Source organism: Streptococcus saliviloxodontae (assembly GCF_016908655.1).
GTDB classification, from domain to species: domain Bacteria; phylum Bacillota; class Bacilli; order Lactobacillales; family Streptococcaceae; genus Streptococcus; species Streptococcus saliviloxodontae.
This window is the reverse complement of record NZ_JAFBEI010000008.1, coordinates 26,245-51,355: the sequence shown is the minus strand read 5'-3', so window position 1 is coordinate 51,355 and position 25,111 is coordinate 26,245. Positions and strand designations below refer to the sequence as shown.

At 40.5% G+C, this 25,111-nt stretch carries 32 protein-coding genes; all 32 read right to left on the bottom strand.

Annotated elements, in window-relative coordinates:
- Window positions 1-12: 12 nt before the first annotated feature.
- Window positions 13-453: a 50S ribosomal protein L15 gene (gene rplO, locus JOC31_RS02840; RefSeq protein ID WP_205016681.1), complete on the bottom strand. Its 441-nt coding sequence runs from the start codon at window positions 451-453 to the stop codon at window positions 13-15.
- Between the two features lie 141 nt (window positions 454-594).
- Complete coding sequence (rpmD, locus tag JOC31_RS02835) at window positions 595-777, bottom strand: 50S ribosomal protein L30 (protein ID WP_205016680.1); 183 nt, start codon at window positions 775-777, stop codon at window positions 595-597.
- Between the two features lie 14 nt (window positions 778-791).
- The gene (gene rpsE, locus JOC31_RS02830) at window positions 792-1,286 is read right to left on the bottom strand and encodes a 30S ribosomal protein S5 (RefSeq protein WP_205010081.1); all 495 of its coding nucleotides are present in this window, start codon (window positions 1,284-1,286) and stop codon (window positions 792-794) included.
- A gap of 18 nt (window positions 1,287-1,304) precedes the next feature.
- The gene (rplR, locus tag JOC31_RS02825) at window positions 1,305-1,661 is read right to left on the bottom strand and encodes a 50S ribosomal protein L18 (protein WP_003001342.1); all 357 of its coding nucleotides are present in this window, start codon (window positions 1,659-1,661) and stop codon (window positions 1,305-1,307) included.
- A 102-nt stretch (window positions 1,662-1,763) separates the two neighbouring features.
- The gene (rplF, locus tag JOC31_RS02820; RefSeq protein WP_205016679.1) at window positions 1,764-2,300 is read right to left on the bottom strand and encodes a 50S ribosomal protein L6; all 537 of its coding nucleotides are present in this window, start codon (window positions 2,298-2,300) and stop codon (window positions 1,764-1,766) included.
- A 231-nt stretch (window positions 2,301-2,531) separates the two neighbouring features.
- Window positions 2,532-2,930, bottom strand: a complete 399-nt coding sequence (gene rpsH, locus JOC31_RS02815) for a 30S ribosomal protein S8 (RefSeq protein ID WP_205016678.1) — start codon at window positions 2,928-2,930, stop codon at window positions 2,532-2,534.
- A gap of 66 nt (window positions 2,931-2,996) precedes the next feature.
- Window positions 2,997-3,182: a type Z 30S ribosomal protein S14 gene (locus JOC31_RS02810; RefSeq protein ID WP_001085697.1), complete on the bottom strand. Its 186-nt coding sequence runs from the start codon at window positions 3,180-3,182 to the stop codon at window positions 2,997-2,999.
- A 17-nt stretch (window positions 3,183-3,199) separates the two neighbouring features.
- Entirely contained in the window at window positions 3,200-3,742 is a 543-nt protein-coding gene (gene rplE / locus JOC31_RS02805) for a 50S ribosomal protein L5 (protein WP_205016677.1), read from the bottom strand.
- Window positions 3,743-3,767: 25 nt separating this feature from the next.
- Entirely contained in the window at window positions 3,768-4,073 is a 306-nt protein-coding gene (rplX, locus tag JOC31_RS02800) for a 50S ribosomal protein L24 (protein WP_205016676.1), read from the bottom strand.
- Between the two features lie 78 nt (window positions 4,074-4,151).
- Window positions 4,152-4,520 carry a 50S ribosomal protein L14 gene (gene rplN / locus JOC31_RS02795; protein WP_000615920.1) on the bottom strand — a complete coding sequence of 123 codons (369 nt, stop codon included), beginning with the start codon at window positions 4,518-4,520 and terminating at the stop codon, window positions 4,152-4,154.
- A 24-nt stretch (window positions 4,521-4,544) separates the two neighbouring features.
- Window positions 4,545-4,805 carry a 30S ribosomal protein S17 gene (gene rpsQ, locus JOC31_RS02790; protein WP_239548918.1) on the bottom strand — a complete coding sequence of 87 codons (261 nt, stop codon included), beginning with the start codon at window positions 4,803-4,805 and terminating at the stop codon, window positions 4,545-4,547.
- A gap of 27 nt (window positions 4,806-4,832) precedes the next feature.
- Window positions 4,833-5,039: a 50S ribosomal protein L29 gene (rpmC, locus tag JOC31_RS02785; protein ID WP_205016675.1), complete on the bottom strand. Its 207-nt coding sequence runs from the start codon at window positions 5,037-5,039 to the stop codon at window positions 4,833-4,835.
- A 9-nt stretch (window positions 5,040-5,048) separates the two neighbouring features.
- Window positions 5,049-5,462 carry a 50S ribosomal protein L16 gene (gene rplP / locus JOC31_RS02780; RefSeq protein WP_205016674.1) on the bottom strand — a complete coding sequence of 138 codons (414 nt, stop codon included), beginning with the start codon at window positions 5,460-5,462 and terminating at the stop codon, window positions 5,049-5,051.
- 3 nt (window positions 5,463-5,465) lie between these two features.
- The gene (gene rpsC, locus JOC31_RS02775; RefSeq protein ID WP_205016673.1) at window positions 5,466-6,119 is read right to left on the bottom strand and encodes a 30S ribosomal protein S3; all 654 of its coding nucleotides are present in this window, start codon (window positions 6,117-6,119) and stop codon (window positions 5,466-5,468) included.
- Between the two features lie 12 nt (window positions 6,120-6,131).
- On the bottom strand, window positions 6,132-6,476 hold the full coding sequence (gene rplV, locus JOC31_RS02770; RefSeq protein ID WP_205010071.1) for a 50S ribosomal protein L22: 345 nt from the start codon (window positions 6,474-6,476) through the stop codon (window positions 6,132-6,134).
- A gap of 15 nt (window positions 6,477-6,491) precedes the next feature.
- Window positions 6,492-6,770 (bottom strand): 30S ribosomal protein S19, encoded by a 279-nt coding sequence (gene rpsS / locus JOC31_RS02765; protein ID WP_000533765.1) that lies wholly within the window; start codon window positions 6,768-6,770, stop codon window positions 6,492-6,494.
- A 244-nt stretch (window positions 6,771-7,014) separates the two neighbouring features.
- On the bottom strand, window positions 7,015-7,848 hold the full coding sequence (rplB, locus tag JOC31_RS02760; protein WP_205010070.1) for a 50S ribosomal protein L2: 834 nt from the start codon (window positions 7,846-7,848) through the stop codon (window positions 7,015-7,017).
- Window positions 7,849-7,865: 17 nt separating this feature from the next.
- Complete coding sequence (locus JOC31_RS02755; protein ID WP_205010069.1) at window positions 7,866-8,162, bottom strand: 50S ribosomal protein L23; 297 nt, start codon at window positions 8,160-8,162, stop codon at window positions 7,866-7,868.
- On the bottom strand, window positions 8,162-8,785 hold the full coding sequence (gene rplD, locus JOC31_RS02750) for a 50S ribosomal protein L4 (RefSeq protein ID WP_205016672.1): 624 nt from the start codon (window positions 8,783-8,785) through the stop codon (window positions 8,162-8,164). The genes JOC31_RS02755 and rplD overlap by 1 nt, the downstream gene beginning before the upstream one ends.
- A gap of 25 nt (window positions 8,786-8,810) precedes the next feature.
- Window positions 8,811-9,437: a 50S ribosomal protein L3 gene (rplC, locus tag JOC31_RS02745; RefSeq protein WP_205016671.1), complete on the bottom strand. Its 627-nt coding sequence runs from the start codon at window positions 9,435-9,437 to the stop codon at window positions 8,811-8,813.
- 112 nt (window positions 9,438-9,549) lie between these two features.
- Window positions 9,550-9,858: a 30S ribosomal protein S10 gene (gene rpsJ / locus JOC31_RS02740; RefSeq protein WP_002885653.1), complete on the bottom strand. Its 309-nt coding sequence runs from the start codon at window positions 9,856-9,858 to the stop codon at window positions 9,550-9,552.
- A 206-nt stretch (window positions 9,859-10,064) separates the two neighbouring features.
- Window positions 10,065-11,345 carry an MATE family efflux transporter gene (locus JOC31_RS02735; RefSeq protein WP_205016670.1) on the bottom strand — a complete coding sequence of 427 codons (1,281 nt, stop codon included), beginning with the start codon at window positions 11,343-11,345 and terminating at the stop codon, window positions 10,065-10,067.
- An 85-nt stretch (window positions 11,346-11,430) separates the two neighbouring features.
- A complete protein-coding gene (gene thrC, locus JOC31_RS02730; protein WP_205016669.1) occupies window positions 11,431-12,915 on the bottom strand; it encodes a threonine synthase in 1,485 nt (494 codons plus the stop codon).
- A gap of 151 nt (window positions 12,916-13,066) precedes the next feature.
- The gene (locus tag JOC31_RS02725; RefSeq protein WP_205016668.1) at window positions 13,067-13,720 is read right to left on the bottom strand and encodes a hypothetical protein; all 654 of its coding nucleotides are present in this window, start codon (window positions 13,718-13,720) and stop codon (window positions 13,067-13,069) included.
- Between the two features lie 488 nt (window positions 13,721-14,208).
- The gene (adhE, locus tag JOC31_RS02720) at window positions 14,209-16,857 is read right to left on the bottom strand and encodes a bifunctional acetaldehyde-CoA/alcohol dehydrogenase (RefSeq protein WP_205016667.1); all 2,649 of its coding nucleotides are present in this window, start codon (window positions 16,855-16,857) and stop codon (window positions 14,209-14,211) included.
- A gap of 235 nt (window positions 16,858-17,092) precedes the next feature.
- Window positions 17,093-18,871: an acyltransferase family protein gene (locus JOC31_RS02715; RefSeq protein ID WP_205016666.1), complete on the bottom strand. Its 1,779-nt coding sequence runs from the start codon at window positions 18,869-18,871 to the stop codon at window positions 17,093-17,095.
- Window positions 18,868-19,266, bottom strand: coding sequence for an MORN repeat-containing protein (locus JOC31_RS02710; RefSeq protein ID WP_205016665.1), 399 nt, complete (start codon window positions 19,264-19,266; stop codon window positions 18,868-18,870). The genes JOC31_RS02715 and JOC31_RS02710 overlap by 4 nt, the downstream gene beginning before the upstream one ends.
- A 15-nt stretch (window positions 19,267-19,281) precedes the next feature.
- The gene (locus JOC31_RS02705; RefSeq protein WP_205016664.1) at window positions 19,282-19,731 is read right to left on the bottom strand and encodes a low molecular weight protein-tyrosine-phosphatase; all 450 of its coding nucleotides are present in this window, start codon (window positions 19,729-19,731) and stop codon (window positions 19,282-19,284) included.
- A gap of 12 nt (window positions 19,732-19,743) precedes the next feature.
- On the bottom strand, window positions 19,744-20,745 hold the full coding sequence (gene ruvB, locus JOC31_RS02700) for a Holliday junction branch migration DNA helicase RuvB (RefSeq protein ID WP_205016663.1): 1,002 nt from the start codon (window positions 20,743-20,745) through the stop codon (window positions 19,744-19,746).
- Window positions 20,746-21,186: 441 nt separating this feature from the next.
- Window positions 21,187-22,098 (bottom strand): helix-turn-helix domain-containing protein, encoded by a 912-nt coding sequence (locus JOC31_RS02695; RefSeq protein WP_205016662.1) that lies wholly within the window; start codon window positions 22,096-22,098, stop codon window positions 21,187-21,189.
- A 166-nt stretch (window positions 22,099-22,264) separates the two neighbouring features.
- Window positions 22,265-23,173: a helix-turn-helix domain-containing protein gene (locus tag JOC31_RS02690; RefSeq protein WP_205016661.1), complete on the bottom strand. Its 909-nt coding sequence runs from the start codon at window positions 23,171-23,173 to the stop codon at window positions 22,265-22,267.
- Window positions 23,174-23,779: 606 nt separating this feature from the next.
- Window positions 23,780-25,078, bottom strand: coding sequence for an adenylosuccinate lyase (gene purB / locus JOC31_RS02685; protein WP_205016660.1), 1,299 nt, complete (start codon window positions 25,076-25,078; stop codon window positions 23,780-23,782).
- Between the last annotated feature and the right edge of the window lie 33 nt (window positions 25,079-25,111).

The following is a 25,111-nucleotide window of genomic DNA, read 5'->3' as shown; positions in this document are numbered from 1 at the left end:
ACCTCGCGTTCCTTAGATGACTTCGATTGAACCACCTTTAGCAGTAATTGCTGCTTCAGCAGATTTTGAGAATTTAGCTGCTTTAACAGTCAATTTTTTAGTCAATTCGCCGTTACCAAGAATTTTAACACCTGATTTTTCAGCACGAACGATACCTGCTTCTTTAAGAACAACTGGTGTTACTTCTGTACCATCTTCAAAGATGTTCAATTGATCAAGGTTAACAAGAGCGTATTCTTTAGCGTTGATGTTAGTAAATCCACGTTTTGGAAGACGACGGAACAATGGTGTTTGTCCACCCTCAAATCCAAGACGAACACCGCCGCCTGAACGAGCTTTTTGACCTTTTTGACCACGTCCAGAAGTTTTACCGTTACCTGATGATGTACCACGACCTACACGGTTACGAGTTTTACGAGAACCTTCTGCAGGTTTTAGTTCATGAAGTTTCATTTATTTTCTCCTTTTTTGTAAAATGCTAGCGCCTCTACGAGGGGAAAGGACTCCCCATAGAAACTCGCCTATACACAAATTTCAGATTAAGTCGCAAAGAATACTCTGCGACTTAATCATATATTTATAAGTAATATTTACTTATTTAACTTCTTCAACAGTTACCAAGTGAGAGATAGCGTTAACCATTCCACGGATAGCTGCGTTGTCTTCTTTAACAACTGAAGAGTTCAATTTACCAAGTCCAAGGGCAACAACTGTTTTACGTTGTTCTGGTTTGCGTCCGATTGGAGACTTAGTCAAAGTAACTTTAATTTGAGCCATGAGTATCTCCTTTCTTATGCCAAGTCAGAAACTGAGATGCCACGAAGAGCAGCAACTTCTTCTGCACGTTTAAGTTGTTTCAAACCTTCAACTGTAGCACGAACGATGTTGATTGGAGTGTTTGATCCAAGTGATTTAGATGTAACATCTGCAACACCTGCCAATTCGATGACGGCACGAACTGCACCACCAGCGGCAACTCCAGCCCCTTCAACAGCTGGTTTCAACAATACTTTCGCTCCACCAAATTCTGAACGAACTTCGTGAGGAATTGTTGTTCCAACCATAGGAACTTCGATCAAGTTTTTCTTAGCATCGTCAACTGCTTTACGAATAGCTTCTGGTACTTCTTGAGCTTTACCTGTACCAAAACCAACGCGACCGTTACGGTCACCAACAACTACAAGAGCAGCAAAGCGAAGACGACGTCCACCTTTAACAACTTTTGTAACGCGGTTAATAGCAACTACGCGTTCTTCAAGTTCAACTGCATTATCTTTAAATGCCATTATTAAGTGTCCTCCCTATTAGAATTTCAATCCGTTTTCACGAGCTGAGTCAGCCAAAGCTTTAACACGTCCGTGATAGAGATATCCACCGCGGTCAAACACCACTTCAGAAATACCTTTAGCTACTGCGCGTTCAGCAACAAGTTTACCGACAACAACGGCTTGTTCTGTTTTAGTTCCTTTAGAAACTTCTTTATCAAGAGTTGATGCACTTGCGAGCGTTACACCCGCTACGTCATCAATTACTTGAGCGTAGATGCCTGTATTAGAACGGAAAACGTTCAAACGTGGGCGATCAGCAGTTCCAGAGAGTTTACCGCGAACGCGACGGTGGCGTTTTTGGCGGATTTTATTTTTATCTGGTTTTGAAATCACAATTTTCACCTCTTAAAATATTATGTTTTGTCCAAAGACAAGTGTAAATAGTTAGAATGCTTCAGCTTCGCATGTAAGTCATACAAAAACTGAACCAAACTATTATTTACCTGTTTTACCTTCTTTACGGCGTACAAATTCACCAACGTAACGAATACCTTTACCTTTATATGGTTCTGGTGAACGAAGGCTACGGATGAATGCAGCAGTTTGTCCAACTACTTCTTTGTTGATACCTTCAACAGTGATTGAAGTTGGATTTGCTACTGTGAAAGTGATTCCTTCTGGAGCTTCCACTTCATCTTGGTGAGATTTACCAACTGAAAGAACAAGTTTAGTTCCTTGAAGTTGAGCACGGTAACCAACCCCGCGCATTTCAAGTTCTTTTTTGAAACCTTCAGAAACACCAACTACCATGTTGTTCAAGTTTGCACGTGAAGTACCGTGGATAGTTTTCATTTCTTTTGAGTCGTTTGGACGGTGAAGAGTAACTTCAGTTCCTTCAACTTTGATTTCAATGTTTTTGTTAAACTCACGAGTGAGTTCGCCTTTTGGTCCTTTAACAGTAACAACATTGTCATTGTTAAGAATTTCAACACCAGCAGGCAATGTAATTACTTTATTACCAATACGTGACATAGTATTATTTTCTCCTGTTAGATTATCAAGCCGCTCTAAGCGACGAGTTTTCACGGGGCACTCATAACACAAAGACTCTAATCTGAGGTAATGAGTGAAGTACGCTTTTGATCAAATGCGTCAATTTGAACACACTACAAACCTATAGAAAAGGTAAATTGCTTTAGTTATGTAATCACACTGAAACAACTTCCTACTCTATTAATCCTTGTTGCGTTTTATCAGTTCAAATTACCAAACGTAAGCAACAACTTCTCCACCAACGTTCTTTTGGCGAGCTTCTTTATCTGTCAAAAGACCTTCTGATGTAGAAATGATTGCAATTCCAAGCCCGTTAAGAACTTTAGGAATATCTTCACGTTTTGAGTAAACACGAAGACCTGGTTTTGAAACACGTTTCAAGTTAGTGATAACACGTTCACCGTTTTGACCATATTTAAGGAATACACGGATGATGCCTTGTTTGTCATCTTCGATAACTTCGATGTTTTTCACAAAACCTTCACGTTTAAGGATTTCAGCAATCCCTTTTTTAATGTTTGATGCAGGCACTTCAAGAACTTCATGTTTAGCCTGGTTAGCGTTACGAATACGTGTCAAAAAGTCTGCAATTGGGTCAGTCATAACCATTTTTTATTTCTCCTCTTACTAGTAGTTTGAAGTTTTCACTTGCTAGTTAATTATAGGGTACAAAGCTTACCAAGAAGCTTTAGTAACACCTGGGATTTGTCCTTTGTATGCCAATTCACGGAAGCAAACACGGCAAAGTTTAAATTTGCGGTAAACTGAGTGTGGACGTCCACATTTTTCGCAACGTGTGTAAGCTTGCGTAGAGAACTTCGCTGGGCGTTTGTTCTTAGCAATCATTGATTTTTTAGCCAATTTATTTACCTCCTAGATTATTTTGCAAAAGGCATACCAAGGCCTTTAAGCAATTCACGACCTTCTTCGTCAGTGTTAGCAGTAGTTACGATAACGATATCCATACCACGTACTTTATCAACATCATCAAAGTTGATTTCTGGGAAGATAAGTTGTTCTTTAACACCAAGAGTGTAGTTACCACGTCCGTCAAATGATTTTGTTGGGACACCGTGGAAGTCACGAACACGTGGAAGTGATACTGATACCAATTTATCCAAGAATTCGTACATACGTTCACCACGAAGGGTAACTTTAGCACCGATCGCTACACCTTCACGAAGACGGAAGCCGGCGATTGATTTCTTAGCTTTAGTAATCAATGGTTTTTGACCTGAAATAAGTGCTAATTCAGCAGCAGCTTTTTCAAGAGTTTTAGCGTTATTTACAGCCTCACCAACACCCATGTTAAGAACGATTTTCTCAACTTTTGGCACAGCCATAACTGAAGAATAGTTAAATTTTTCAGTCAAAGCAGGAATTACTTCGTTAGTGTATTTTTCTTTTAAGCGGTTAGCCATTTATACTTTCTCCTTTCCTTCGTGATTAATCAAGCACTTCGCCTGATTTTTTGTTGTAACGAACTTTTTTGCCGTCTACAACTTTGTAACCAACACGTCCTGCAACACCGTTCTTGTCAAGAACTTGAACGTTTGATGCATGGATTGGTGCTTCTTTTTCTACGATAGCACCTTGAGGGTTTTCTGTATTTGGACGTTGGTGTTTTTTGATGATAGCAACACCTTCAACAACAACTTTGTTTACTTTTGGAAGAGCCTTAAGAACTACAGCTTCAACGCCTTTGTCCTTACCAGCAATAACGCGAACTTTGTCGCCTTTTTTTACAAACATGTGAGTTTTTCTCCTATAAATTTCTTACGCCCAAATGGGCACCCTAGACTAGCTAGGGGACTTAGTTTGTGTATTTGATTAAAGTACTTCTGGTGCAAGTGAAACGATCTTCATGTAACCACCTTCACGCAATTCACGTGCAACTGGACCGAAGATACGAGTTCCGCGAGGAGTTTTATCGTCACGGATGATTACTGCAGCGTTGTCGTCAAATTTGATGTATGAACCGTCTGGACGGCGAGCACCAGTTTTTGTACGAACGATAACAGCTTTCACAACATCACCTTTTTTAACAGCTCCACCTGGTGTAGCTTGTTTAACTGAAGCAACGATTACGTCACCGATGTTAGCGAATTTACGTCCTGAACCACCAAGAACTTTGATAGTCAAGATCTCACGAGCACCGCTATTATCAGCAACTTTCAAGCGAGTTTCTTGTTGAATCATTTCAATTTTCTCCTTTTAGTTTGATTAGATAATAACAGCTTCTTCCACAACTTCTACAAGACGGAAGCGTTTTGTAGCTGAAAGTGGACGAGTTTCCATGATACGAACGATATCGCCTGTTTTAGCAACGTTGTTTTCATCATGTGCTTTGTATTTTTTAGAATAGTTGATACGTTTACCATAGACTGGGTGGTTACGTTTTGTTTCAACTACAACAGTGATTGTTTTATCCATCTTGTCAGATACTACGCGTCCAACAAGAGTTTTACGTTGATTACGTTCCATTATTTAGAATACTCCTTTCCCAATCTATTATTTAGTTTCAGATTGCACAGTTTTAACACGTGCAATTTGTTTCTTAACTTCGTTCAAACGAGCAGTTTGATCAAGTTGACCTGCTGCAGCTTGGAAACGAAGGTCGAAAAGTTCTTTCTTAAGTTCGTTTTCTTTTTTCGCAAGCTCTTCTTGAGACAAGCCACGAAGCTCAGCAACAAACTTTTTGATTTCTTCAAGTTTCATGTCTTCTCCTTATTCTGCGTCGCGTTTTACGAATTTAACTTTAACTGGCAATTTGTGGCCTGCAAGACGGAAAGCTTCGCGAGCGATTTCTTCAGAAACGCCAGCAACTTCAAACATCACTTTACCACGTTTAACTGGTGCTACCCAACCTTCAGGTGCCCCTTTACCAGAACCCATACGAACCCCGATAGCTTTTGCTGTGTATGATTTGTGTGGGAAAATCTTAATCCAAACTTTACCACCACGTTTCATGTAACGAGTCATTGCGATACGGGCAGCTTCGATTTGGCGGTTAGTAATCCAGTGACTTGTAGTCGCTTGAAGACCGTATTCACCGAAATCTACTTGTTTACCACCTTTTGCTTCGCCGCGCATTTTTCCGCGGAACTCACGACGGTGTTTAACACGTTTAGGTACTAACATTTGTTATTTGCCTCCTTTAGTGTTTTTACGAGCTGGAAGAACTTCACCACGGTAGATCCATACTTTAACACCAAGTTTACCGTATGTAGTGTCTGCTTCTTCCCAAGCGTAATCGATATCTGCACGAAGTGTGTGAAGTGGAACTGTTCCTTCTGAGTATCCTTCTGCACGGGCGATATCTGCACCGTTCAAACGACCTGATACTTGAGTTTTGATTCCTTTAGCTCCAGCACGCATAGCACGTTGGATTGCTTGTTTTTGTGCACGACGGAAAGCAACACGTTGCTCAAGTTGACGAGCAATGCTTTCACCTACAAGGTGAGCGTCCAAATCAGGTTGTTTGATTTCAACGATGTTGATGTGAACTTGTTTTCCAGTCAATTTGTTAAGTTGAGCGCGAAGAGCGTCAACGTTTGATCCACCTTTACCGATAACCATACCTGGTTTAGCAGTGTGAAGTGAAACAATAACTTTGTTTACTGCACGTTCAATTTCGATTGTTGAAACTGAAGCGTCAGCCAATTCTTTATTGATGAATTTGCGGATTGCCAAATCTTCATGAAGGTAATCTGCGTATTCTTTTTCAGCATACCATTTCGCATCCCAGTCACGGATGATCCCGACACGCATACCAATTGGATGTACTTTTTGACCCACGAGTTTACCTCCTTATTTTTCTGACACAACAACTGTTACGTGTGTTGTGCGTTTGTTGATTGGTGAAGCTGAACCTTTCGCACGTGGACGGAAACGTTTCATTGTTGGTCCTTCGTTTGCAAAAGTTTCTGATACTACCAAGTTAGCTTTTTCCAAACCAAAGTTGTTCTCTGCGTTAGCGATAGCTGAGTTAAGAGTTTTCTCAACAACGCGAGCTGCTTTGTTTGGAGTGAATTTCAAGATTGCGATTGCGTCAGCAACGTTTTTCCCACGGATAAGATCAAGTACAAGACGTGTTTTACGAGGTGAAACGCGGACTGTACGAGCCATTGCTTTAGCTGAAGTAATTTCTGCCATTGTATCCTCCTCCTATTAACGACGTGTTTTCTTATCGTCAGCTGCGTGACCTTTGTAAGTACGAGTTGGTGCAAACTCACCAAGTTTGTGACCTACCATGTCTTCTTGGATGTAAACTGGTACGTGTTTACGTCCATCATAAACTGCGATTGTGTATCCAATGAAACTTGGGAAGATCGTTGAACGACGTGACCAAGTTTTAATTACTTTTTTCTTTTCGTCATTTGCTTGAGCTTCAACTTTTTTCATCAAATGCTCATCGACGAAAGGTCCTTTTTTAAGACTACGTCCCATTTTGTAGTATTCTCCTTTAATGATTAAACCACAGCGGCTTGGGAGCAGGATAGAACCCCAATCACTATGTTCGTCATCCTGCCCACGCACAGTTGATTAGGGGTTTCGAAGTAGCTTAATGCTACAAGAAACTTCAATCAACTACTGCGTCAGGGTGATAGTGACGACTGATATAGAATAGAGATTAACTTTATCTTACTAGCCCTACCGAGTTGGCGGATAGTTAATTAGCTAAGCGACTTGCTTATTTTTCGTTACGACGACGAACGATAAGTTTGTCTGATTTAGCTTTCTTGTTACGAGTTTTAAGACCAAGCGCAGGTTTACCCCATGGAGTAGATGGCGCTTTACGTCCAACTGGTGCTTTACCTTCACCACCACCGTGTGGGTGATCGTTAGGGTTCATTACAGAACCGCGAACTGTAGGACGGATACCCATCCAACGGCTACGTCCTGCTTTACCGATGTTAACAAGTGATTGTTGCTCGTTACCAACAGTACCGATTGTAGCACGGCAAGTACCAAGAATCATACGAACTTCACCTGATTGAAGACGAACAAGAACGTATTTACCTTCTTGACCCAAAACTTGAGCTGAGGCACCAGCGGCACGGATAAGTTCTGCACCTTTACCTGGTTGAAGCTCGATGTTGTGGATAACTGTACCGACTGGAATATTTGCAAGTGGAAGTGCGTTACCAACTTTGATATCCGCATCTGGACCTGAAACAATACGTTGACCTACTTCAAGACCTTTTGGTGCAATGATGTAAGCTTTCACACCGTCAGTGTAGTGAACAAGAGCGATGTTTGCTGTACGGTTTGGATCGTACTCGATAGTTTTAACAACTGCTTCAACACCATCTTTGTTACGTTTGAAGTCAATCAAACGGTAGTGGCGTTTGTGACCGCCACCTTGGTGACGAACAGTGATACGACCGTTGTTGTTACGACCAGCTTTGCTTTTCAATGAAACAAGCAATGATTTCTCAGGAGTGCTTGTTGTAATTTCAGCGAAGTCCAAAGAAGTCATGTTACGACGGCCATTTGTCGTTGGTTTATAAACTTTAATACCCACGTTAATTCTCCTTTGTCTTATTCAGCTTCAGTCGCAAACAACTCGATTGCTTTTGAATCAGCTGTAAGAGTGATGATAGCTTTTTTAGTTTTTGAAGTGAAACCTGTGTAACGACCAACACGTTTTTGTTTTGGTTTAACAGTTACAGTGTTTACGTTAGCAACTTTTACTCCCTCAAAAGCAGCTTCAACAGCTTGTTTGATCAAGAGTTTGTGTGCACGTGTATCAACTTCAAATGTGTATTTGCCTGCTTCAAGAGCAACCATTGATTTCTCAGTGATAACAGGTTTTTTGATTACGTCATACAAATTCATTATGCAAGAACCTCCTCGATTGTAGAGATTGCTTCTTTAGTTACAAGAAGTTTATCTGCGTTCACGATGTCAAGAACACTTGCAGTAGTTGCAGTTGCAACAGTTACGTTTGCAAGGTTACGAGCTGAAAGTTCAGCGAATTTGTTTCCTTCTTCAACGATAACAAGTACTTTTGAGTCGATGCTAAGAGCTGAAAGAACGTTTGCGAATTCAGCAGTTTTTGGAGCTGCAAATGAAAGAGCATCAACAGCTACAAATTTTTCTTCAGCAACTTTTGCTGAGTAAACTGATTTCAAAGCAAGGCGACGAACTTTTTGTGGAAGTTTGTATCCGTATGAACGTGGAGTTGGTCCGAAGACAACACCACCACCACGCCATTGTGGTGAGCGGATAGAACCTTGACGAGCACGTCCAGTTCCTTTTTGACGCCATGGTTTACGTCCACCACCTGATACTGCTGAACGGTTTTTAACCGCGTGAGTACCTTGGCGAAGGCTAGCACGTTGGCTGATTACGACATCAAATACTACTGATTCGTTTGGTTCGATACCGAAGATAGCGTCGTTCAATTCAACTGAGCTAACTTCTTTACCAGTTTGGTCAAATAGTTTTACGTTTGCCATTTTAACTGATTTCCCCTTTCCTTAATTATTTAGCAGCTTTAACTGCTGATTTGATAGTGATAAGAGATTTCTTAGCACCTGGTACGTTACCTTTGATAAGGATAACGTTTTTCTCTGGGATAACTTGGACAACTTCAAGGTTTTGGATTGTCACACGGTTGCCACCCATACGTCCTGCCAAGTGTTTGTTTTTGAAAACACGGTTAGGCGCAACAGGTCCCATTGAACCTGGACGACGGTGGTAACGAGAACCGTGAGCCATAGGACCACGTGATTGACCATGGCGTTTGATAACACCTTGGAAACCTTTACCTTTTGAAGTACCAGTTACATCAACAACATCGCCAGCTGCGAAAGTGTCAACAGTGATTTCTGATCCAACTTCCAAGCCTTCAATGTTTTTGAATTCACGAATGAAGCGCTTAGGAGCTGTGTTAGCTTTAGCTACATGGCCTTTGGCAGGTTTGTTGCTCAATACTTCGCGTTTGTCGTCAAAACCAACTTGAACTGCTTCGTAACCGTCTGTTTCAACAGTTTTAACTTGAAGCACAACGTTTGGAGTAGCTTCGATGACAGTAACAGGGATAAATTCACCAGTTTCAGTGAAGATTTGAGTCATTCCCACTTTTTTCCCTAAGATTCCTTTTGTCATGAGAAAATATTTCCTTTACTTATTTGTATTTCAAAAAGTTTTTAATGAGCGTTTTTCATGCTCAAAAAAGTTTTTAACGAGCGTTTTTTGTGCTCAGTCAAACTCTAACAGATTAAAGTTTGATTTCTACGTTAACACCACTTGGCAAATCAAGCTTCATCAAAGCATCAACAGTTTTTTGTGTTGGGTTGATGATGTCGATAAGACGTTTGTGTGTACGCATTTCGAATTGCTCACGAGAATCTTTGTACTTGTGAGTCGCACGAATGATTGTGTAAAGACTGCGTTCAGTTGGAAGCGGAACCGGTCCAGCAACTGTCGCACCAGTGCGAGTTGCAGTTTCTACGATTTTTTCAGCCGCTGTATCAAGTGTACGGTGTTCGTATGCTTTCAAACGGATGCGGATTTTTTTGTTTGCCATCTTTTTCTCCTTCTCGTCTATTTAAGATAATAGGCTAGCTCCTCAAGAAAACCAACACGTGTTGCGTGGCAATGCAACCTGGCGTGTCGCAACCTCTTGTATCATAGCTAAAGCTGTTTTGTTACAGCACCATAATATGATATCAAAAAACAGACTGTATTGCAAGGACTTTAAACAAAAAAAGCAAAAATGATTCACATTTTTGCTTAAATCGTTTTCATATTTTTTCGATACATCGTATATAGGAAAATCACTCGAAAAAGATTATCTAAGATAGTAGCAAGCCATACACCTGATAAACCCATATTCAAACTAATCCCCAATAGATAGCCTAGTATAATACGAATAACCCACATACCAAACGTTGTTGCATAGAAAGGAAGCTGAGCCTTCCCTAGACCTTGCCATACTGCTGTATAGATAAGGGTCCCAGATGTAATAGGATTTCCCATGAAGGAATACAAGAGAACAACCACGCTGGCTTCTACTGCTCTGCTATTTTCCGTAAAAAGCCCTGTCAAACCAGAACCCAGAAAATAAACAGTAGCAGCTACAACCATCATCAAAAGCGTCGAAATCCAATACGAGGTGGCAACCAAGGATTTAATCTCTTCCTTTTTACCAGCACCTAAACTATGGGCAACCAAGATAACCGTCGCTGTGGCAACACCCATACCTGGCATGTAGTTGAACTGGGTCAGTGTCTCCCCAATGGCGTTTCCTGCGACAACTTCAGTCCCAAACTTGACCACGATAGCAATGATGACTACATCTCCTGCTCGCATCATCAACCTTTCACCTGCTGCTGGAAATACCAAGTGCAACAAGTCTCTATTAAACGGTTTGCTAATCTGATAACTCTTAATGTCTAACTTCATAACCAGCCAAAGAACCACAGTTCCTATCAAACGAGAGAGAACTGTTGCTCCTGCCACTCCTACAATTCCCCAATGAAAACAATAGATACTCATTGCAGATAGAACAGCATTAAGCAAATTAGACATAAGGCTGACATTCATGGAAACCTTAGGTTTTCCTTGAGCGCGCAGGACACTACCAAAAGTCGTCATCAAGCCAAGAAATAGAATCCCACCTCCGACTAGATAAAGGTAAAGACTTCCCGCCTCTGTTACCGACGTCACCGTTCCTAACAGAGACATCATCGATGAACCCGCTAAAAGTGATAGCAAGCCCAAAGCAAGGCTCAGTAACACCGTCACAAGAATCGAATCCCAGATAAAGCGATTTGTTTTCACCTCATCTCCCTCTCCCATAGCTTTAGCAATCAAGCTAGCACAGGAAGCTCCCAAAGCGATAAAAACCGCTTGATAAATGGTGATGATATTATTAGCAACAGAGACACCTGACACCGCAATTAGACCAACTTGGGCAACCAAGTAAGAATCCACCACTCCCATAAGCATCTGTAAGATATTCTCTACCATAGCAGGTAGAGCAAGGCTTAGAATTTGTTTTATTGATTTCATATATAACCCTTATTTAATAGAAGAAAAGAGGCTGGGGCAAATCTGTCCCAACCTCTTTGGTTGATCATTTTACACTACAAGCGACTTAGATACCAAGATAACTCTCAACTGCTTTTTGCATATCACTTGTTGCAACCACTGTTTTGTGACGAACTTCTGCTGTTTCAAGTCCGTTGACAGCTGCTGGAATAGCAACACCTGACAATTGGTTGAGTTCTTGAACAGCTACAAAATCATCTCCTGCATCTTTTCCTGTGACTGCTTCTACAGCAACACGTGGGAATTTATAAGGGCTAGCCGTTGAGGCGATGATTGTTGGTGTTTGGTCACCTGTACGGTCTGCATAAGCCTTGTAAACAGCTGACGCTACAGCTGTATGTGGATCTTCGATATAGTTTGCTTCATCGTAAACACGTTTGATTTCAAGAGCTGTTTCTTCTTCTGTCGCAAAACCAGCTTCAAACAAGTCAAGAATGGCTTGATCAACCTGTGGCAAGCTATACTGACCGTCATTAACAAGAGCTTCCATCAAAGCTTTTGTCTGCTCTGCATCATTGCCAAGAAGGTGGAAAATCAAACGCTCCAAGTTTGATGACACGAGAATATCCATAGATGGACTTGTTGTCACTTTGAAGTCACGTTTTTTATCGTAAGTTCCTGTTGTAAAGAAGTCTGTCAAGACCTTGTTTTCATTTGAAGCACAGATAAGCTTGTTAACTGGAACACCGATTTGTTTTGCATAGTAGGCTGCCAAGATGTTCCCAAAGTTTCCTGTTGGTACCGTAAAGTTAACCTTGTCTCCATTTTGGATATCACCTGATTTGACAAGCTGTGCGTAAGCGTAAACGTAGTAAACCACCTGTGGTACCAAGCGACCAACGTTCATTGAGTTAGCTGATGAGAACTGTGTTTTATTGTCAAGCAAACGAGCACGCAAGTCAGCATCGTTGAACATACGTTTCACATCTGTTTGAGCATCGTCAAAGTTTCCATCAATAGCAATAACGTGTGTGTTGTCGCCTGTCTGTGTTGTCATTTGAAGTTCTTGAATTTTTGAGACACCATCTCTTGGATAGAAGACAATGATTTCTGTTCCAGGAACATCAGCAAAGCCTGCCATAGCAGCTTTACCAGTATCACCTGATGTTGCTGTCAAGATGACGATTTTGTTATCAACGCCTTGCTTTTTAGCTGAAGTCGTCAACAGGTAAGGCAAGATTGACAAGGCCATATCTTTGAAAGCGATCGTTGAGCCGTGGAAAAGCTCCAAGTTGTACTGGTTGCCGAGTTTGACAAGCGGTGCGATGGCTGGAGTATCAAACTTAGCATCGTAGGCATTGTTGATACAGTAATCAAGCTCTTCTTCTGTAAAATCATCCAAGAAAGCTGACAAAACAAGTTTGGCTACTTCTTGGTAGCTAGCGTCCTTCAAAGTATCAAAATCCAAGTCAACCGCTGGCGTTGTTGTCGGAGTGAAAAGTCCTCCGTCCGTTGCCAAACCTTGTAGGATGGCTTGACTGGCTGTTACTTTGTTGTTAGCATCACGTGTTGATTGGTATGTTAATGTCATGATATATCCTCTTTTTGATAGTCTTTTTTCTATTATAGCATTATTTTCAGAAAATTTATACAAGTTTTAGGGGTGAAATCGCTTCTTATCGCTAATTCATGAATAATCATTATTTATTCCCGTTTTAAAGCTAACGCCTAACACTATCTTATCATTTACGATTAAACGTTAGATTTTTCTTTAAGTGACCTCCAGATAGAACGACCTGATTCGCTGTCAATTGATAATCAAGTAAATCACCTTTTTCAATACCAGTAAGGCTAAATGGTGTCTGGCTTGCTACATCAATTAGTTTAAGTTGGTGGTTTACACTATCCATACGAGCTGTCAAAATAGTCTGTTGCATTTTTCTTGTTTTCTCGTTATAGGTCCCATTTTTCTGTTGTGCATAGTCTGTCAGCAGTTGAGACAAATCTTTTTCCGTCTCAGACTCTGTTGGAATAATATCTTTTTGGGTGGTATTTTGTGACGAATGGTAGAGTGCCGCAACGTAATCCTTGGCATAGGTATCACTGTTAAAACGGTAAGAGACGACAAGCCTAACGGTATCTGATTTGACCACTAGATTGGTCTCTTGCTGTAATAGGTAGGCATCAATAGATTGACTAACGTAGTCACCTAGATAAGACAGATCCCCTTCGGTCTGTGCTTTCAACTCCTGAGACAAGCGGGCACTCTCCCAAACACCTGATGGAATCACTCGGTGGTCTTTTTTCCCAATGTAAAGGAAAAAGAAGGTGACAGCAATCGCAAATAGAAAAAGCACTCCTATTATTCTGTACAAAAATGTTGATTTTTGTTTCATCTGAGCATTCTCCTCCCTCTCTTTTATTGTAACAAATTTTAAAGCCTTACAAAAAAGAGGATGCCCAGAAACAATAAAAAAGCCCGTTTTTCTACCTCATACACCGTTAGATTGGTCTGTTTGGAACATACGATACCAAGACAACGACCATTCAAGCATTGTGTTAAGGTTTCAAAAACGAACTCGTTTTACAAAATCAGACGCTAAGTCTATTATCCTGAGAGGACTTAAATTACCCAGCGTGAGTCCTTACCTGCAATCGCAATCCAAACAATCGCAAATACCATAAAAAACTTTTCTGCCATAACTTAAATCTCCTTTTCTAACATCTTATGTTACTTATATTATACAGTGGATGTTAGATTTTGTAAACCCTTTCAAAGTGGTTTTGTAAAATTTTTGCTACAAAAAAGACTGGGGAACCCCAGTCTCAGTTTTAGGATATAGTCCTATCTTGGACATGACTGATAGTGAACTCAAGATTTACCTTATTTAAGTCGTCCTGGACGTTCTGCATAACCGTAGTAAGCATCAGCCATAATTTCTTCCATATCAGCAACCATCGGCAAGCGTGGATTAGCAGGTGAACATTGATCTTCGTAAGCAAGAAGCGCAATTTCATGTAGGCTATCTTTCCATGCTTTTTCATCAATACCCTGTGCTTTGAAGTTCATCTCAATACCGACAGCAACTCCGAGGTCATAGACAGCTTGAGCGTATGAAGCAACAGCTTCTTCTGGTGTGGCAGCTGGGAGCCCTAGCATACGAGCAATATCTTGGAATTTTTCATCAGCTTTCCAATAGTTGTACTTAGGCCATGTAGTTGTCTTAGATGGGCGTGTACCGTTGTAGCGGATAACATACGGAAGCAAGATAGCATTCGTACGTCCATGGATGGTGTGGTGAACGGCACCAATTTTGTGAGCCATTGAGTGACTCATTCCTAGAAAGGCATTGGCAAAGGCCATACCTGCCATGGTTGAAGCATTGTGCATTTTTTCGCGCGCTTCTGGGTCTGCTGTTTTGACAGATTTTTCAAGGTATTGGAATACTAATTTAATAGCTTGAAGAGCAAGTCCATCTGTGTAGTCATTAGCAAAGTTAGAAGTGTAGGCTTCTGTTGCATGCGTCAACACATCCATACCAGTATCCGCCGCTATGAATCCTGGTACTGACTCAACAAGGGCTGGATCAATAATGGCAATCGTTGGTGTTAAAGCGTAGTCAGCTAGTGGGTACTTACGATTGTTAGCCTTGTCAGACACAACCGCAAATGGTGTCACCTCTGAACCTGTACCTGATGTTGTTGGAATACCGATGTATTTAGCTTTTTTACCCAAAGCTGGGAATTTGAAGGCACGTTTACGGATATCCATGAATTTTTGAACAAGATCGCTGAAGTCCACCTCTGGTTGTTCGTAGAACATCCACATGCCTTTAGCCGCATCCATAGGAGAACCACCGCCAAGGGCAATGATAGTATCTGGTTCAAAGGCACGCATAACTTCAGTACCACGACGAACCGTTGTAATGTCTGGATCTGGCTCAACATCTGAGAAGACCTGAATCGTAACCTTGTTGGCACGAAGGTTCAACTGGTCAATCACACGTTGTACAAAACCAAGTTTTTCAATTGATTTATCCGTAACAATCATGACACGTTCAATGTCCTCGCAGGTTTGGAGGTATTGAATTGAATTACGCTCAAAGTAAATTTTTGAAGGAACTTTAAACCACTGCATATTATTTCTACGTTTTCCTACTTTCTTGATATTAAGAAGGTTGATAGCAGACACATTATCGCCGACTGAGTTGCGTCCGTAAGAACCACAACCAAGTGTCAATGATGGCAAGAAGGCATTGTAAACGTCACCGATTCCACCGAAAGTAGATGGTGAGTTCCAGATGATACGCATAGCTTTCATTTCAGTACCGAAGCGTTTCGCAAGCTCTTCATCCTTCGTATGAATAGCTGCTGAGTGACCTAGACCGTTGAATTCAACCATTTGACGTGCTTTTTTAAGTCCGTCCTCTGTATCTTCTGCTTTCAAGACTGCAATGACAGGTGAGAGTTTTTCACGTGTTAATGGCTCTTTTTCACCAACTTCAGCACATTCAGCTGCCAAGATGTTAGTCCCTTCTGGTACTTGGAAGCCTGCTTGTTCTGCAATCCATGCGGCTGGTTTTCCAACGATATCTGCATTGAGTTTAGCACCACCACAATTTTTGCTATTAGCTTTCACTCCGAAACAGAATTCTTCTAGGAGAGCTTTTTCTTTTTTAGTAACAAAGTAAGTTTTATAAGATTTGAACTCTTCTACAAAGTCTTTGTAGATTTCTTTATCAATGATCACAGCTTGCTCAGATGCACAGACCATACCATTATCAAATGACTTAGACATAACAATATCATGAGCTGCCTGACGAATATCTGCTGACTTTTCAACATAGGCTGGCACATTTCCTGCACCGACACCAAGGGCTGGTTTTCCGCATGAATAAGCTGCTCGCACCATGGCATTACCACCAGTTGCAAGAATGGTTGAGATACCATCATGATTCATAAGAGCATTCGTTGCAGCAATTGAAGGCTCTGTAATCCATTGGATACAATCTTTAGGGGCACCTGCTTTGACAGCAGCATCGTAAACAATCTGAGCAGCATGAGCTGATGATTCTTGAGCTGATGGGTGGAAACCAAAGATGATTGGATTACGTGTTTTGAGGGCAATGAGGGATTTAAAAATCGCTGTTGACGTTGGATTTGTTGTTGGAGTGACACCGCAGATAACACCTACAGGCTCAGCGATTTTGGTCAAACCAGTGATTGGATCATCTTCGATAATGCCAACAGTCTTAACACCTCGCATGTTGTTGACCACATGTTCACAAGCAAAAAGGTTCTTGGTCGCCTTGTCTTCAAAGACACCACGTCCTGTTTCACGAACAGCATGTTCTGCTAAAATTCCATGAGCATCTAACGCTGCTACAGAAGCTTTAGCAACGATGTAATCAACTTGTTCTTGATTGAGTCGACGGAATTCTTCTAGGGCAACAAGTCCTTTTTGAACAAGTCCATCAACGTGTAGCTGAGCTTGAGCTAATTTTTCTTCCTGTGTAAGTGTTTTTTCTGCCATTTCATTCTCCTTTTAGAAATATTTTGTTAAATATTTCACAACTTTTATGAACCTATTATACCCTAGAAAAACCGCCTTGTAAACCCTTTCACAATAAAATGTTATTTTTTTCACAAAACAATTCCATTATGGATGACATAACTGTCTGCAAAAGACCAAATTAAAAGCCCTAACACTCCTTAGAGAATCAGGACTTTTTAAGTTTAGATTGTCAAATGTAGACTAGATACCGTATTTATTTGGCAGCTTTCTTAGCTGCTGCAGTCACTGCCTGTTGAATAGTTTTAACATAAAGCTCAGCGCCAGTTGTCGTCGCATCGCTATAATGAACACCGTCTGTTCCTCCCCAAATATCAGGATTATCAAGGGCTACTTGATACCAGTCTGCCAAAGTCACATAGGTGTACTTCTTAGCCAAAGACTTTTCATAATCACGAACAGCTTTAACCGCATCCAAACTTTTGGCATTATAAGGGGATACAAAGACTAAACGATGTCCTTTAGGTAGAGCCTCTACAAATTGATTGGTTTCCTCTTCGTAGTTGCTTGTTGAGTTAACACCGACAGCAATCACGACTGTACTTGGTAGGGTATTGCTATCAATATTATTTTTAAAAATCTCATAGGCTTCTGAGAAATTTCGGCTAACCGCCGCATCAACTTGTGCTTCTTTCATCTGTGAAGTGAATGTTGCACTTGATCTCAAGGTTACCGAGTCTCCTATAATCATGATACTGCTCAATGCCTTGGCATCTCCTGCTGTCACATTGTTAGTCTGCGTCAGATTAGCATCTGCTTGATTAAGAGAATTCACCAGAAGGCTTTCTTCAAAACTTCCCATGTATGGTGCTACAGCTGCAGTCACCAAAGTTAAGGAGGCTAGAAGTCCTACAACCCCAATAAATGGTTTTTTATAGGCGGCTAGATCAATACTCACCCCTAACAAGACTGGCTGCTTCCCAATCAAACAAGGTTCAATAATATAGAAAGATAGCACCGTAAATAGATAAGAAAAAATCAAGGTAAGGACAACTGCCAATAAATTAGGCGCAATCTGAGAGAAGATAACATAGAATGGCCAATGGAAAAGATAAACACCGTAGCTGGTATCAGCTAAAAAACTCACCCACTTAGGCTCAGCGATACCTTCTGTCTTTTCATGCAACACACGCGCTGCATAAATCATCATCACCGCAAACAAGCTAGCCAAAGCAAAACCAAATAAATAGGTCAAAATATGATCAAAATGCAGTAAAAATGTTAAGGCAAGCAAAAGCACAAAGCTCAGCACCATTTGAGCAATCGTCCTTTTAGATGACCACAGACGAGCAGTCCGCTTAAAACGGGCAGTTGTTTCACTAATTCCAGAAACCGTAGCGACCATAGCTCCTAAATAAAATGGAAAACTATGACTAAGGGTAGAGAAATACAACATGGAAAAGTTTGTCGTAAAAAAGGCACGACCAAACATGCTGACCAATCCCAGACCAAAGAAGAACGATGATATCAGAAATACCAAACCTCTAAATTGTCCCTTGCTATAATGACGCTTCGCCAAAAACCAAACAATCAATCCCCAAATGAGGTAAAAATGGACCTCAATTGCCAGACTCCACGTATGGACAAATAAATGAGGAATGAACTGTGATTCGTAGCTACTTCCAGTTAGAATCTCGTAGTAGTTCGTCGTAAAGCCAAGCGCTGCCGCTATCTGGCTCCCAATCCCTGCTCTAAAATCACTCTTCACCAAAAAACTAAAAGGAATCGTCACCAAGACCATCAAGACCAAAGGTGGCACAATCCGATAAAAACGACGTTTCAAATAGGCTAAAAAATGAAACGTCTTACTTCGAGTGTATTCATCAAGCATCAAGGCAGTAATTAAGTAGCCTGAAAAAGTGAAGAAAACATCAACACCAATAAATCCTCCGGGAAATACTGTTTTAAAGAAATGGTAGAGTAAAACAAGCAATAAACCTGTTATCCTTACCAAAGAAAACCATTTAATTCTCATTTTTGATAAATCCCCTGTTTAAACGTTCCTTTGTAAATCTTTCCAGAAGCCGTCTTCAGGGTTCCTTTCCCGTCAGCTTGCCCCTGACGAAAACTGCCCGTATAAGACCACCCCGCTTTAGCGGTCAAGGTTCCCTGCCCATCCATCACTCCATTAACAAAGTGACCCTTATACACATCACCATTCTGAAATGTCAGGGTTCCTTGTCCATTCATGCGATGATTGACCACCTGACCTTGGTAACTAATATTCCCAGAATCATAAGTCAGTTTCCCTTGATGAGATATAGGAATTGCCACAACAGACAAGCCAAAAACAAGAATCACAATTGCCGCTAGCAATTCCCACTGTCCTCTGCTGATTTGACTCAATCGATCACTAACCTGTTTTATCATTTTTCTCTTATACTCTCAGCTAAAGAGATCCCTTTCCGCTAACATTATCTGATGTAACCAGTCCTGGCATCCTTTTGTAACCAAGTCATAGGTTTCATCAAAATCACCCGTGTACCAAGGATCTGGCACACCACCCTCTACAAAGAGGAAAATCTTGTCATCAAAACGCCCTGCTGATAGACGCTTGAGATCATGCACATTGTCCTCATCCATGCCGATGATGTAGTCAAAGGTCTCCAAATCACTCACGCTAATCTGCTGAGACGCTTTCGTCACTTCATAAGCAATGCCGTGCTTCTTAAAAATAGCCTGAGTACCTCTGTGGATAGGGTTGCCATGTTCCCAATTGGAAGTCGCTCTGCTCTCAACCAAGAGGGGACTATCCTTGGCAACTTCTTTCATGACAAATTCAGCCATAGGGCTACGGCAAATATTTCCCAAACAAACAAAACACACCTTTTTCATGGTATCTCTCTCCTATTCATGATCCGGTTGGGCGTAGCCTAGGTGCTCGTAAGCCTTGGCTGTTGCCACACGCCCTGTCCGAGTTCGCATCAAAAAGCCTTTTTGGATAAGGTAGGGCTCGTACATATCTTCGACCGTTTCTCGTTCTTCAGCAATGTTGACAGACAGCGTTCCCAAACCAACAGGACCACCTGAGTACATTTCAATCATGGTACGAAGGATCTTCTGATCCACATAATCAAGCCCTTCCTTGTCCACATCTAGCATGGTCAAAGCTCTATCTGCTATGCTATCATCAATCAAACCATCACCCATAATCTGAGCGTAATCACGCACACGTTTCAAGAGACGATTGGCAATACGAGGTGTCCCACGTGAACGGCAAGCCAACTCAATCGCTGCCTCATGTGTGATCTCCGCTTCAAAAATATCAGCCGTGCGTTCAACAATCTCTGTCAAATCTTCTAATTCGTAGTATTCCATGTGCCCATTGATACCAAAACGAGCTCTCAGAGGATTAGATAACATACCAGCACGTGTCGTTGCCCCAATCAAAGTAAAGGGTGGCAAGTCCAAATGCACGCTACGACTAGTTTCCCCAGCCCCAATCATAATATCAATGTAAAAATCTTCCATGGCAGAGTAAAGAACCTCTTCCACAGCCATAGGCATACGGTGAATCTCATCGATAAAGAGCACATCACCCGGCTCCAAATCATTCAAAATCGCTACTAAATCCCCAGCTTTTTCAATTGCTGGACCTGACGTCTGCTTGAGATTGACCCCAAGCTCATTAGCGATAACAAAAGCCATTGTTGTCTTACCAAGACCTGGAGGCCCAAACAAAAGCACGTGATCTAGCGCCTCATCACGTAACTTGGCTGCCTCGATAAAAATTCTTAACTGGTCCTTGACCTTATCTTGGCCAATATATTCCTTAAAATATTGCGGGCGCAACGTACGCTCAACGTACTCCTCATCACCCATTAAATCCTTGTCTACTATTCTAGTCATGGTATTATTATAGCAGAAAAGCCCTAGAATTACTAAGGCATGTCATTCTTATTCATTATATAAGGATATTAAACTCCCCACCAACTGCCTGTACTTAAAAGTTTAGCAAATAATAATCCTACTGAAGCAAGATGACAAATCAAATATTTATATTTATTAAAAAGTTTCATACCACATCTCCCTAAGTAAATCATTTATATATTACATTGTAAACGTTTTACTTATTGAGAAACATGACACAAATGTCCGATTTTACTAATACATCCCTATCATAAAGAATTCTTGCATCTCCTAAAAACTTACAAGATATTAATTACCAATATTAAGTGATAGATATTTTAAAAACTCAATGTTACCTAATCAAAATTAAACAACCTGACTCAATTTAAGAGTCAGGTTGTTTAATTACTTTTATTATTTTACTATCTTCTTGTCATAAGTCTACTCATGTGCATGGTCTTTTTCCCACTCCCTAGATAAATTTCGGGTAAGACAATTATCCCCCATCACACTAGCAAATAGAATAGCTTTATCAAAACAAATCTGAGCCCTAGTCTCATCTTGTAAAATATCAAGTGATAACTTCCATTCAAGCATACTGACAATAGGAGCTTTTTGAAAATCTTGCACTTTCGTCATTATAATCTGGCAAACCTCTAATACTTCTTCCAATATTTTCGCCTCTTTTTTCAAGAGTAGCTGTTCACAAGTATTAATTAAAACATTATTTAGAATGAACAAATCATCTAACTCAAAATAATCAACTTGTGCCATCAGACGAGAAACTAATTTTATATAGTGATTATCTTGTAATTGACATGTTCTATCCTCTGACAGAAAGGTATTGATCAGATATAAATCTATTAAAATTAAATCATTAACATCATAAATCTTTTTTCGTTTAATCTGCTCAAAATAATCATTAATAATTCCTTGGCTAAAATGAGTATTTTGACTAATATGAACATCTAACTTTGCTTGAAGGCAGTCAATGGCTAATTGTTCGCTTTCTGGCAGATTATCATAATAATCTGTATAGATTTCATCAAACTGTTCCTCACGTAAACGAACTCGTTCCTCATCCTTATAAGTTGGTGTTCTAAGGATCAGATACTTGAGTTCTTTATATCGTTTTGGAAGCTCTAAATTTTCCTCACCAGTCAAAAAGCTAATACTAACATCTAACTTTTTGGCAATATAGGTCACTGATGTCAGTTTCGGAATACTTTTTCCTGATTCTATTCGAGCTAGCTGACGAACGGATAACTCTGACTGATCACCACAAAAATCTTCCTGCGTTATTTGTTTCTCTTTTCTAAGCTGTTTCACTTTTAACCCAAAGTCTTTAAGCATGGCAACCTCCAAATCAATAATATCCCTTTGCATATATTATAACATGTAGAGTTATGCCCTCAGATATTGTTAAAAATTATAACTACTTATAAATTTTGATTTTTATACATAGATGAATATAGTGACACTATAAAAAGCCAAGAAGATAGACTTCCTGACCTTATTATTACTGACTAATATCCTTTTCCCACTCCTCTTTTAATCTACTCACTAAATGAAGGTCTCCCGTCATATTAGCAAATAAGATAGCTTGATTATAATGTTCCTGCGCTAGAGCTTTATCTTTCAAGAAATACAAAGCATATTCCCACTCTAAAAAATGATAAATTGGCATCTTTTGAAAATCTTGATTTTTTGTCATAACCTGTTTACTACTATCTAACAATTTCCTAAGAGTTGAGTATTTTTCTAGTTTAACAGCGATATGCGAACAAGATAACAAAACATTATTCAACAAGAATAAATCTTCCATTGGTAGATGATCTAGCTGATTTACTAGCTTTAGACTTAGTCTATCAAAGGTCCTTTCATCAAAAATCATCTCATCAAACTCTGAAACAATACTACAAATCAAAAAAAGATCAATCAATATCAGATCGTTTAACTGATAAATTGTTTTTTTTCGTACTTGATCCCCATAATCTTCAACTAAATCAGATCCAAAATTAATATTTGCAGTCTGGTATACTTCAAATTTCGCTTGAACAAAAGTGATTACTTTTTGCTCCTCTTCAGGTAAATTATCATAGTAGACATTATAAATTTCATCAAATTGCTCTTCTCGCAATCGTAAACGATTCTCATCCATATAAGTTGGCATTCGTAGAATTAGGTATTTCAGCTCCTTATATCTACCAGGCAATTCTAAACTTTTTCCATCTGTTAATTCTAGAATACTAACTCCTAATTTTTTTGCGATGTATAAAGCCTTTTGAAGGCTTGGGGCTGAACTTCCAGCTTCTATCCTAACTAACTGGCGAACGGATAAATTCGCTTCATCTCCACAAAGTTCCTCTCGTGTAATCCCTTTAAACTCTCTAATCGTTCGAACACGTTTCCCAAATTCTTTAGGCATCTGATAATCTCCTTAATTCCTATCTTTGGCTCAATAAGCCAAACCTTCAAATAAAATCCCTCTGCATATATTATAACATGCTAGCCTATGTCGTCAGCAATTGTTAAAAGTTATAGCGACTTATAATTAGCGATTGCAATCAATAGTTAGTTAAACTAAAACGACTTTAGGTTTCTTTAAGCTTCGTTGGCTATACTATCTTCAATCCTAAATAAACTTTTCTTTTTCATAATTTCCCTAAAAGAGTTGGCCGCTTGCCAGCTCTTCTTTTTATCCTTAAAATGCTATAAAGAAATCCCTCGTTCTTTTGAGCGAGGGATTTTAAGAGAGTGATGAGTTTTAAAGTCCATTGGAGTTTTGAAAGGAGATCTAGAAATCAAACGGTCATCTTTTTTCAATATAAAATGAAACCACTGACTTGGGTCAGTGGTTTCAGGAGATTTATGAAAAAGATACGTCCACTGTTTGTGCTTTAGCTCATTACAGTGGCGGATACCGAACGATGTTCGGTGAAAATTTTAGGATGCTTATAGTATATAAAGACTTGCTTAAACTTATCTTAAAGCAAAAAGTGTCCTAGAAATTCTAGGACACTTTATTTCAACATTAGTCTCCAAGTCCGATGCGGTCGAAGATTTCATCCACACGTTTGGTGTAATAAACTGGGTTGAAGATTTCATCGATTTCGTCTTGTGTTAAGCGTGATGTGACTTCTGGGTCTGCTTCAAGCAATGGCTTGAAGTCTACTTGGTTGTCCCATGAATGAGCTGTCTTTGGTTGTACCAAATCGTAAGCCTGCTCACGTGTCATGCCTTTTTCAATCAAGGTCAACATCGCACGTTGGCTAAAGATAAGTCCAAAGGTTGAGTTCATGTTGCGGATCATGTTTTCTGGGAAGACCGTCAAGTTCTTAACGATATTGCCAAAACGGTTAAGCATGTAGTCAATCAAAATAGTTGTGTCTGGTGTGATGATACGCTCTGCAGATGAGTGCGAAATGTCACGCTCATGCCAGAGAGCCACGTTCTCATAAGCTGTCACCATGTGACCACGGATCACACGCGCAAGACCTGTCATGTTTTCAGAACCGATTGGGTTGCGTTTGTGAGGCATAGCAGAGCTACCTTTTTGCCCTTTGGCAAAGAACTCTTCTACTTCACGTTGTTCTGATTTTTGCAGACCACGAATCTCAGTCGCCATACGCTCGATAGATGTTGCGATGCTTGCAAGAACTGCAAAGTATTCTGCGTGGAGGTCACGTGGAAGCACCTGCGTTGAAATCTCTTGCGGACGGATGCCCAATTTGTCACAGACATATTTTTCCACAAATGGTGGGATATTGGCAAAGTTACCAACCGCACCTGAAATCTTACCAGCCTCGACACCAGCGGCAGCACGTTCGAAACGCTCAATATTACGTTTCATCTCGCTGTACCAAGTCGCCAACTTAAGACCGAAAGTCGTTGGCTCAGCGTGAACCCCGTGGGTACGCCCCATCATGATGGTAAACTTGTGCTCTTTGGCTTTCTCAGCCACGATGTTTGTGAAATTCTCAAGGTCACGACGGATAATGTCGTTGGCTTGCTTGTAAAGGTAACCGTAGGCAGTATCCACCACGTCAGTCGATGTCAAACCGTAGTGCACCCACTTACGCTCCTCACCAAGCGTCTCAGACACCGCACGGGTGAAAGCCACCACATCGTGACGCGTATCCTGCTCAATCTCAAGAATGCGGTCAATGTCAAAATCCGCCTTCTCACGAATCAAAGCCACATCTTCCTTGGGAATCTCACCCAACTCAGCCCATGCCTCATCAGCCAAAATCTCGACCTCAAGCCAAGCACGGTATTTATTTTCCTCTGTCCAAATTGCCGCCATCTCAGGGCGTGAATAACGTTCGATCATGTTTAAGATACCAAGGGCGACCAGAGAGCGACT

Coding starts and splice junctions, on each gene's coding strand:
- rpsQ (WP_239548918.1), bottom strand. CDS start 4,805: ATGGAACGTAATCAACGTAAAACTCTTGTTGGACGCGTAGTATCTGAC.
- JOC31_RS02735 (WP_205016670.1), bottom strand. CDS start 11,345: ATGAAATCAATAAAACAAATTCTAAGCCTTGCTCTACCTGCTATGGTA.
- rplO (WP_205016681.1), bottom strand. CDS start 453: ATGAAACTTCATGAACTAAAACCTGCAGAAGGTTCTCGTAAAACTCGT.
- rpmD (WP_205016680.1), bottom strand. CDS start 777: ATGGCTCAAATTAAAGTTACTTTGACTAAGTCTCCAATCGGACGCAAA.
- rpmC (WP_205016675.1), bottom strand. CDS start 5,039: ATGAAACTTGAAGAAATCAAAAAGTTTGTTGCTGAGCTTCGTGGCTTG.
- JOC31_RS02755 (WP_205010069.1), bottom strand. CDS start 8,162: ATGAATTTGTATGACGTAATCAAAAAACCTGTTATCACTGAGAAATCA.
- rpsJ (WP_002885653.1), bottom strand. CDS start 9,858: ATGGCAAACAAAAAAATCCGCATCCGTTTGAAAGCATACGAACACCGT.
- thrC (WP_205016669.1), bottom strand. CDS start 12,915: ATGACATTAACATACCAATCAACACGTGATGCTAACAACAAAGTAACA.
- rplC (WP_205016671.1), bottom strand. CDS start 9,437: ATGACAAAAGGAATCTTAGGGAAAAAAGTGGGAATGACTCAAATCTTC.
- adhE (WP_205016667.1), bottom strand. CDS start 16,857: ATGGCAGAAAAAACACTTACACAGGAAGAAAAATTAGCTCAAGCTCAG.
- rplP (WP_205016674.1), bottom strand. CDS start 5,462: ATGTTAGTACCTAAACGTGTTAAACACCGTCGTGAGTTCCGCGGAAAA.
- rplN (WP_000615920.1), bottom strand. CDS start 4,520: ATGATTCAACAAGAAACTCGCTTGAAAGTTGCTGATAATAGCGGTGCT.
- JOC31_RS02705 (WP_205016664.1), bottom strand. CDS start 19,731: ATGAAAAAGGTGTGTTTTGTTTGTTTGGGAAATATTTGCCGTAGCCCT.
- rplF (WP_205016679.1), bottom strand. CDS start 2,300: ATGTCACGTATTGGTAATAAAGTAATTACATTGCCTGCTGGTGTTGAA.
- rplV (WP_205010071.1), bottom strand. CDS start 6,476: ATGGCAGAAATTACTTCAGCTAAAGCAATGGCTCGTACAGTCCGCGTT.
- ruvB (WP_205016663.1), bottom strand. CDS start 20,745: ATGACTAGAATAGTAGACAAGGATTTAATGGGTGATGAGGAGTACGTT.
- JOC31_RS02690 (WP_205016661.1), bottom strand. CDS start 23,173: ATGCCTAAAGAATTTGGGAAACGTGTTCGAACGATTAGAGAGTTTAAA.
- rplX (WP_205016676.1), bottom strand. CDS start 4,073: ATGTTTGTAAAAAAAGGCGACAAAGTTCGCGTTATTGCTGGTAAGGAC.
- JOC31_RS02695 (WP_205016662.1), bottom strand. CDS start 22,098: ATGCTTAAAGACTTTGGGTTAAAAGTGAAACAGCTTAGAAAAGAGAAA.
- purB (WP_205016660.1), bottom strand. CDS start 25,078: ATGATCGAACGTTATTCACGCCCTGAGATGGCGGCAATTTGGACAGAG.
- rpsE (WP_205010081.1), bottom strand. CDS start 1,286: ATGGCATTTAAAGATAATGCAGTTGAACTTGAAGAACGCGTAGTTGCT.
- rpsH (WP_205016678.1), bottom strand. CDS start 2,930: ATGGTTATGACTGACCCAATTGCAGACTTTTTGACACGTATTCGTAAC.
- JOC31_RS02710 (WP_205016665.1), bottom strand. CDS start 19,266: ATGATAAAACAGGTTAGTGATCGATTGAGTCAAATCAGCAGAGGACAG.
- rpsS (WP_000533765.1), bottom strand. CDS start 6,770: ATGGGACGTAGTCTTAAAAAAGGACCTTTCGTCGATGAGCATTTGATG.
- JOC31_RS02725 (WP_205016668.1), bottom strand. CDS start 13,720: ATGAAACAAAAATCAACATTTTTGTACAGAATAATAGGAGTGCTTTTT.
- JOC31_RS02715 (WP_205016666.1), bottom strand. CDS start 18,871: ATGAGAATTAAATGGTTTTCTTTGGTAAGGATAACAGGTTTATTGCTT.
- rplD (WP_205016672.1), bottom strand. CDS start 8,785: ATGGCAAACGTAAAACTATTTGACCAAACTGGTAAAGAAGTTAGCTCA.
- rplE (WP_205016677.1), bottom strand. CDS start 3,742: ATGGCTAACCGCTTAAAAGAAAAATACACTAACGAAGTAATTCCTGCT.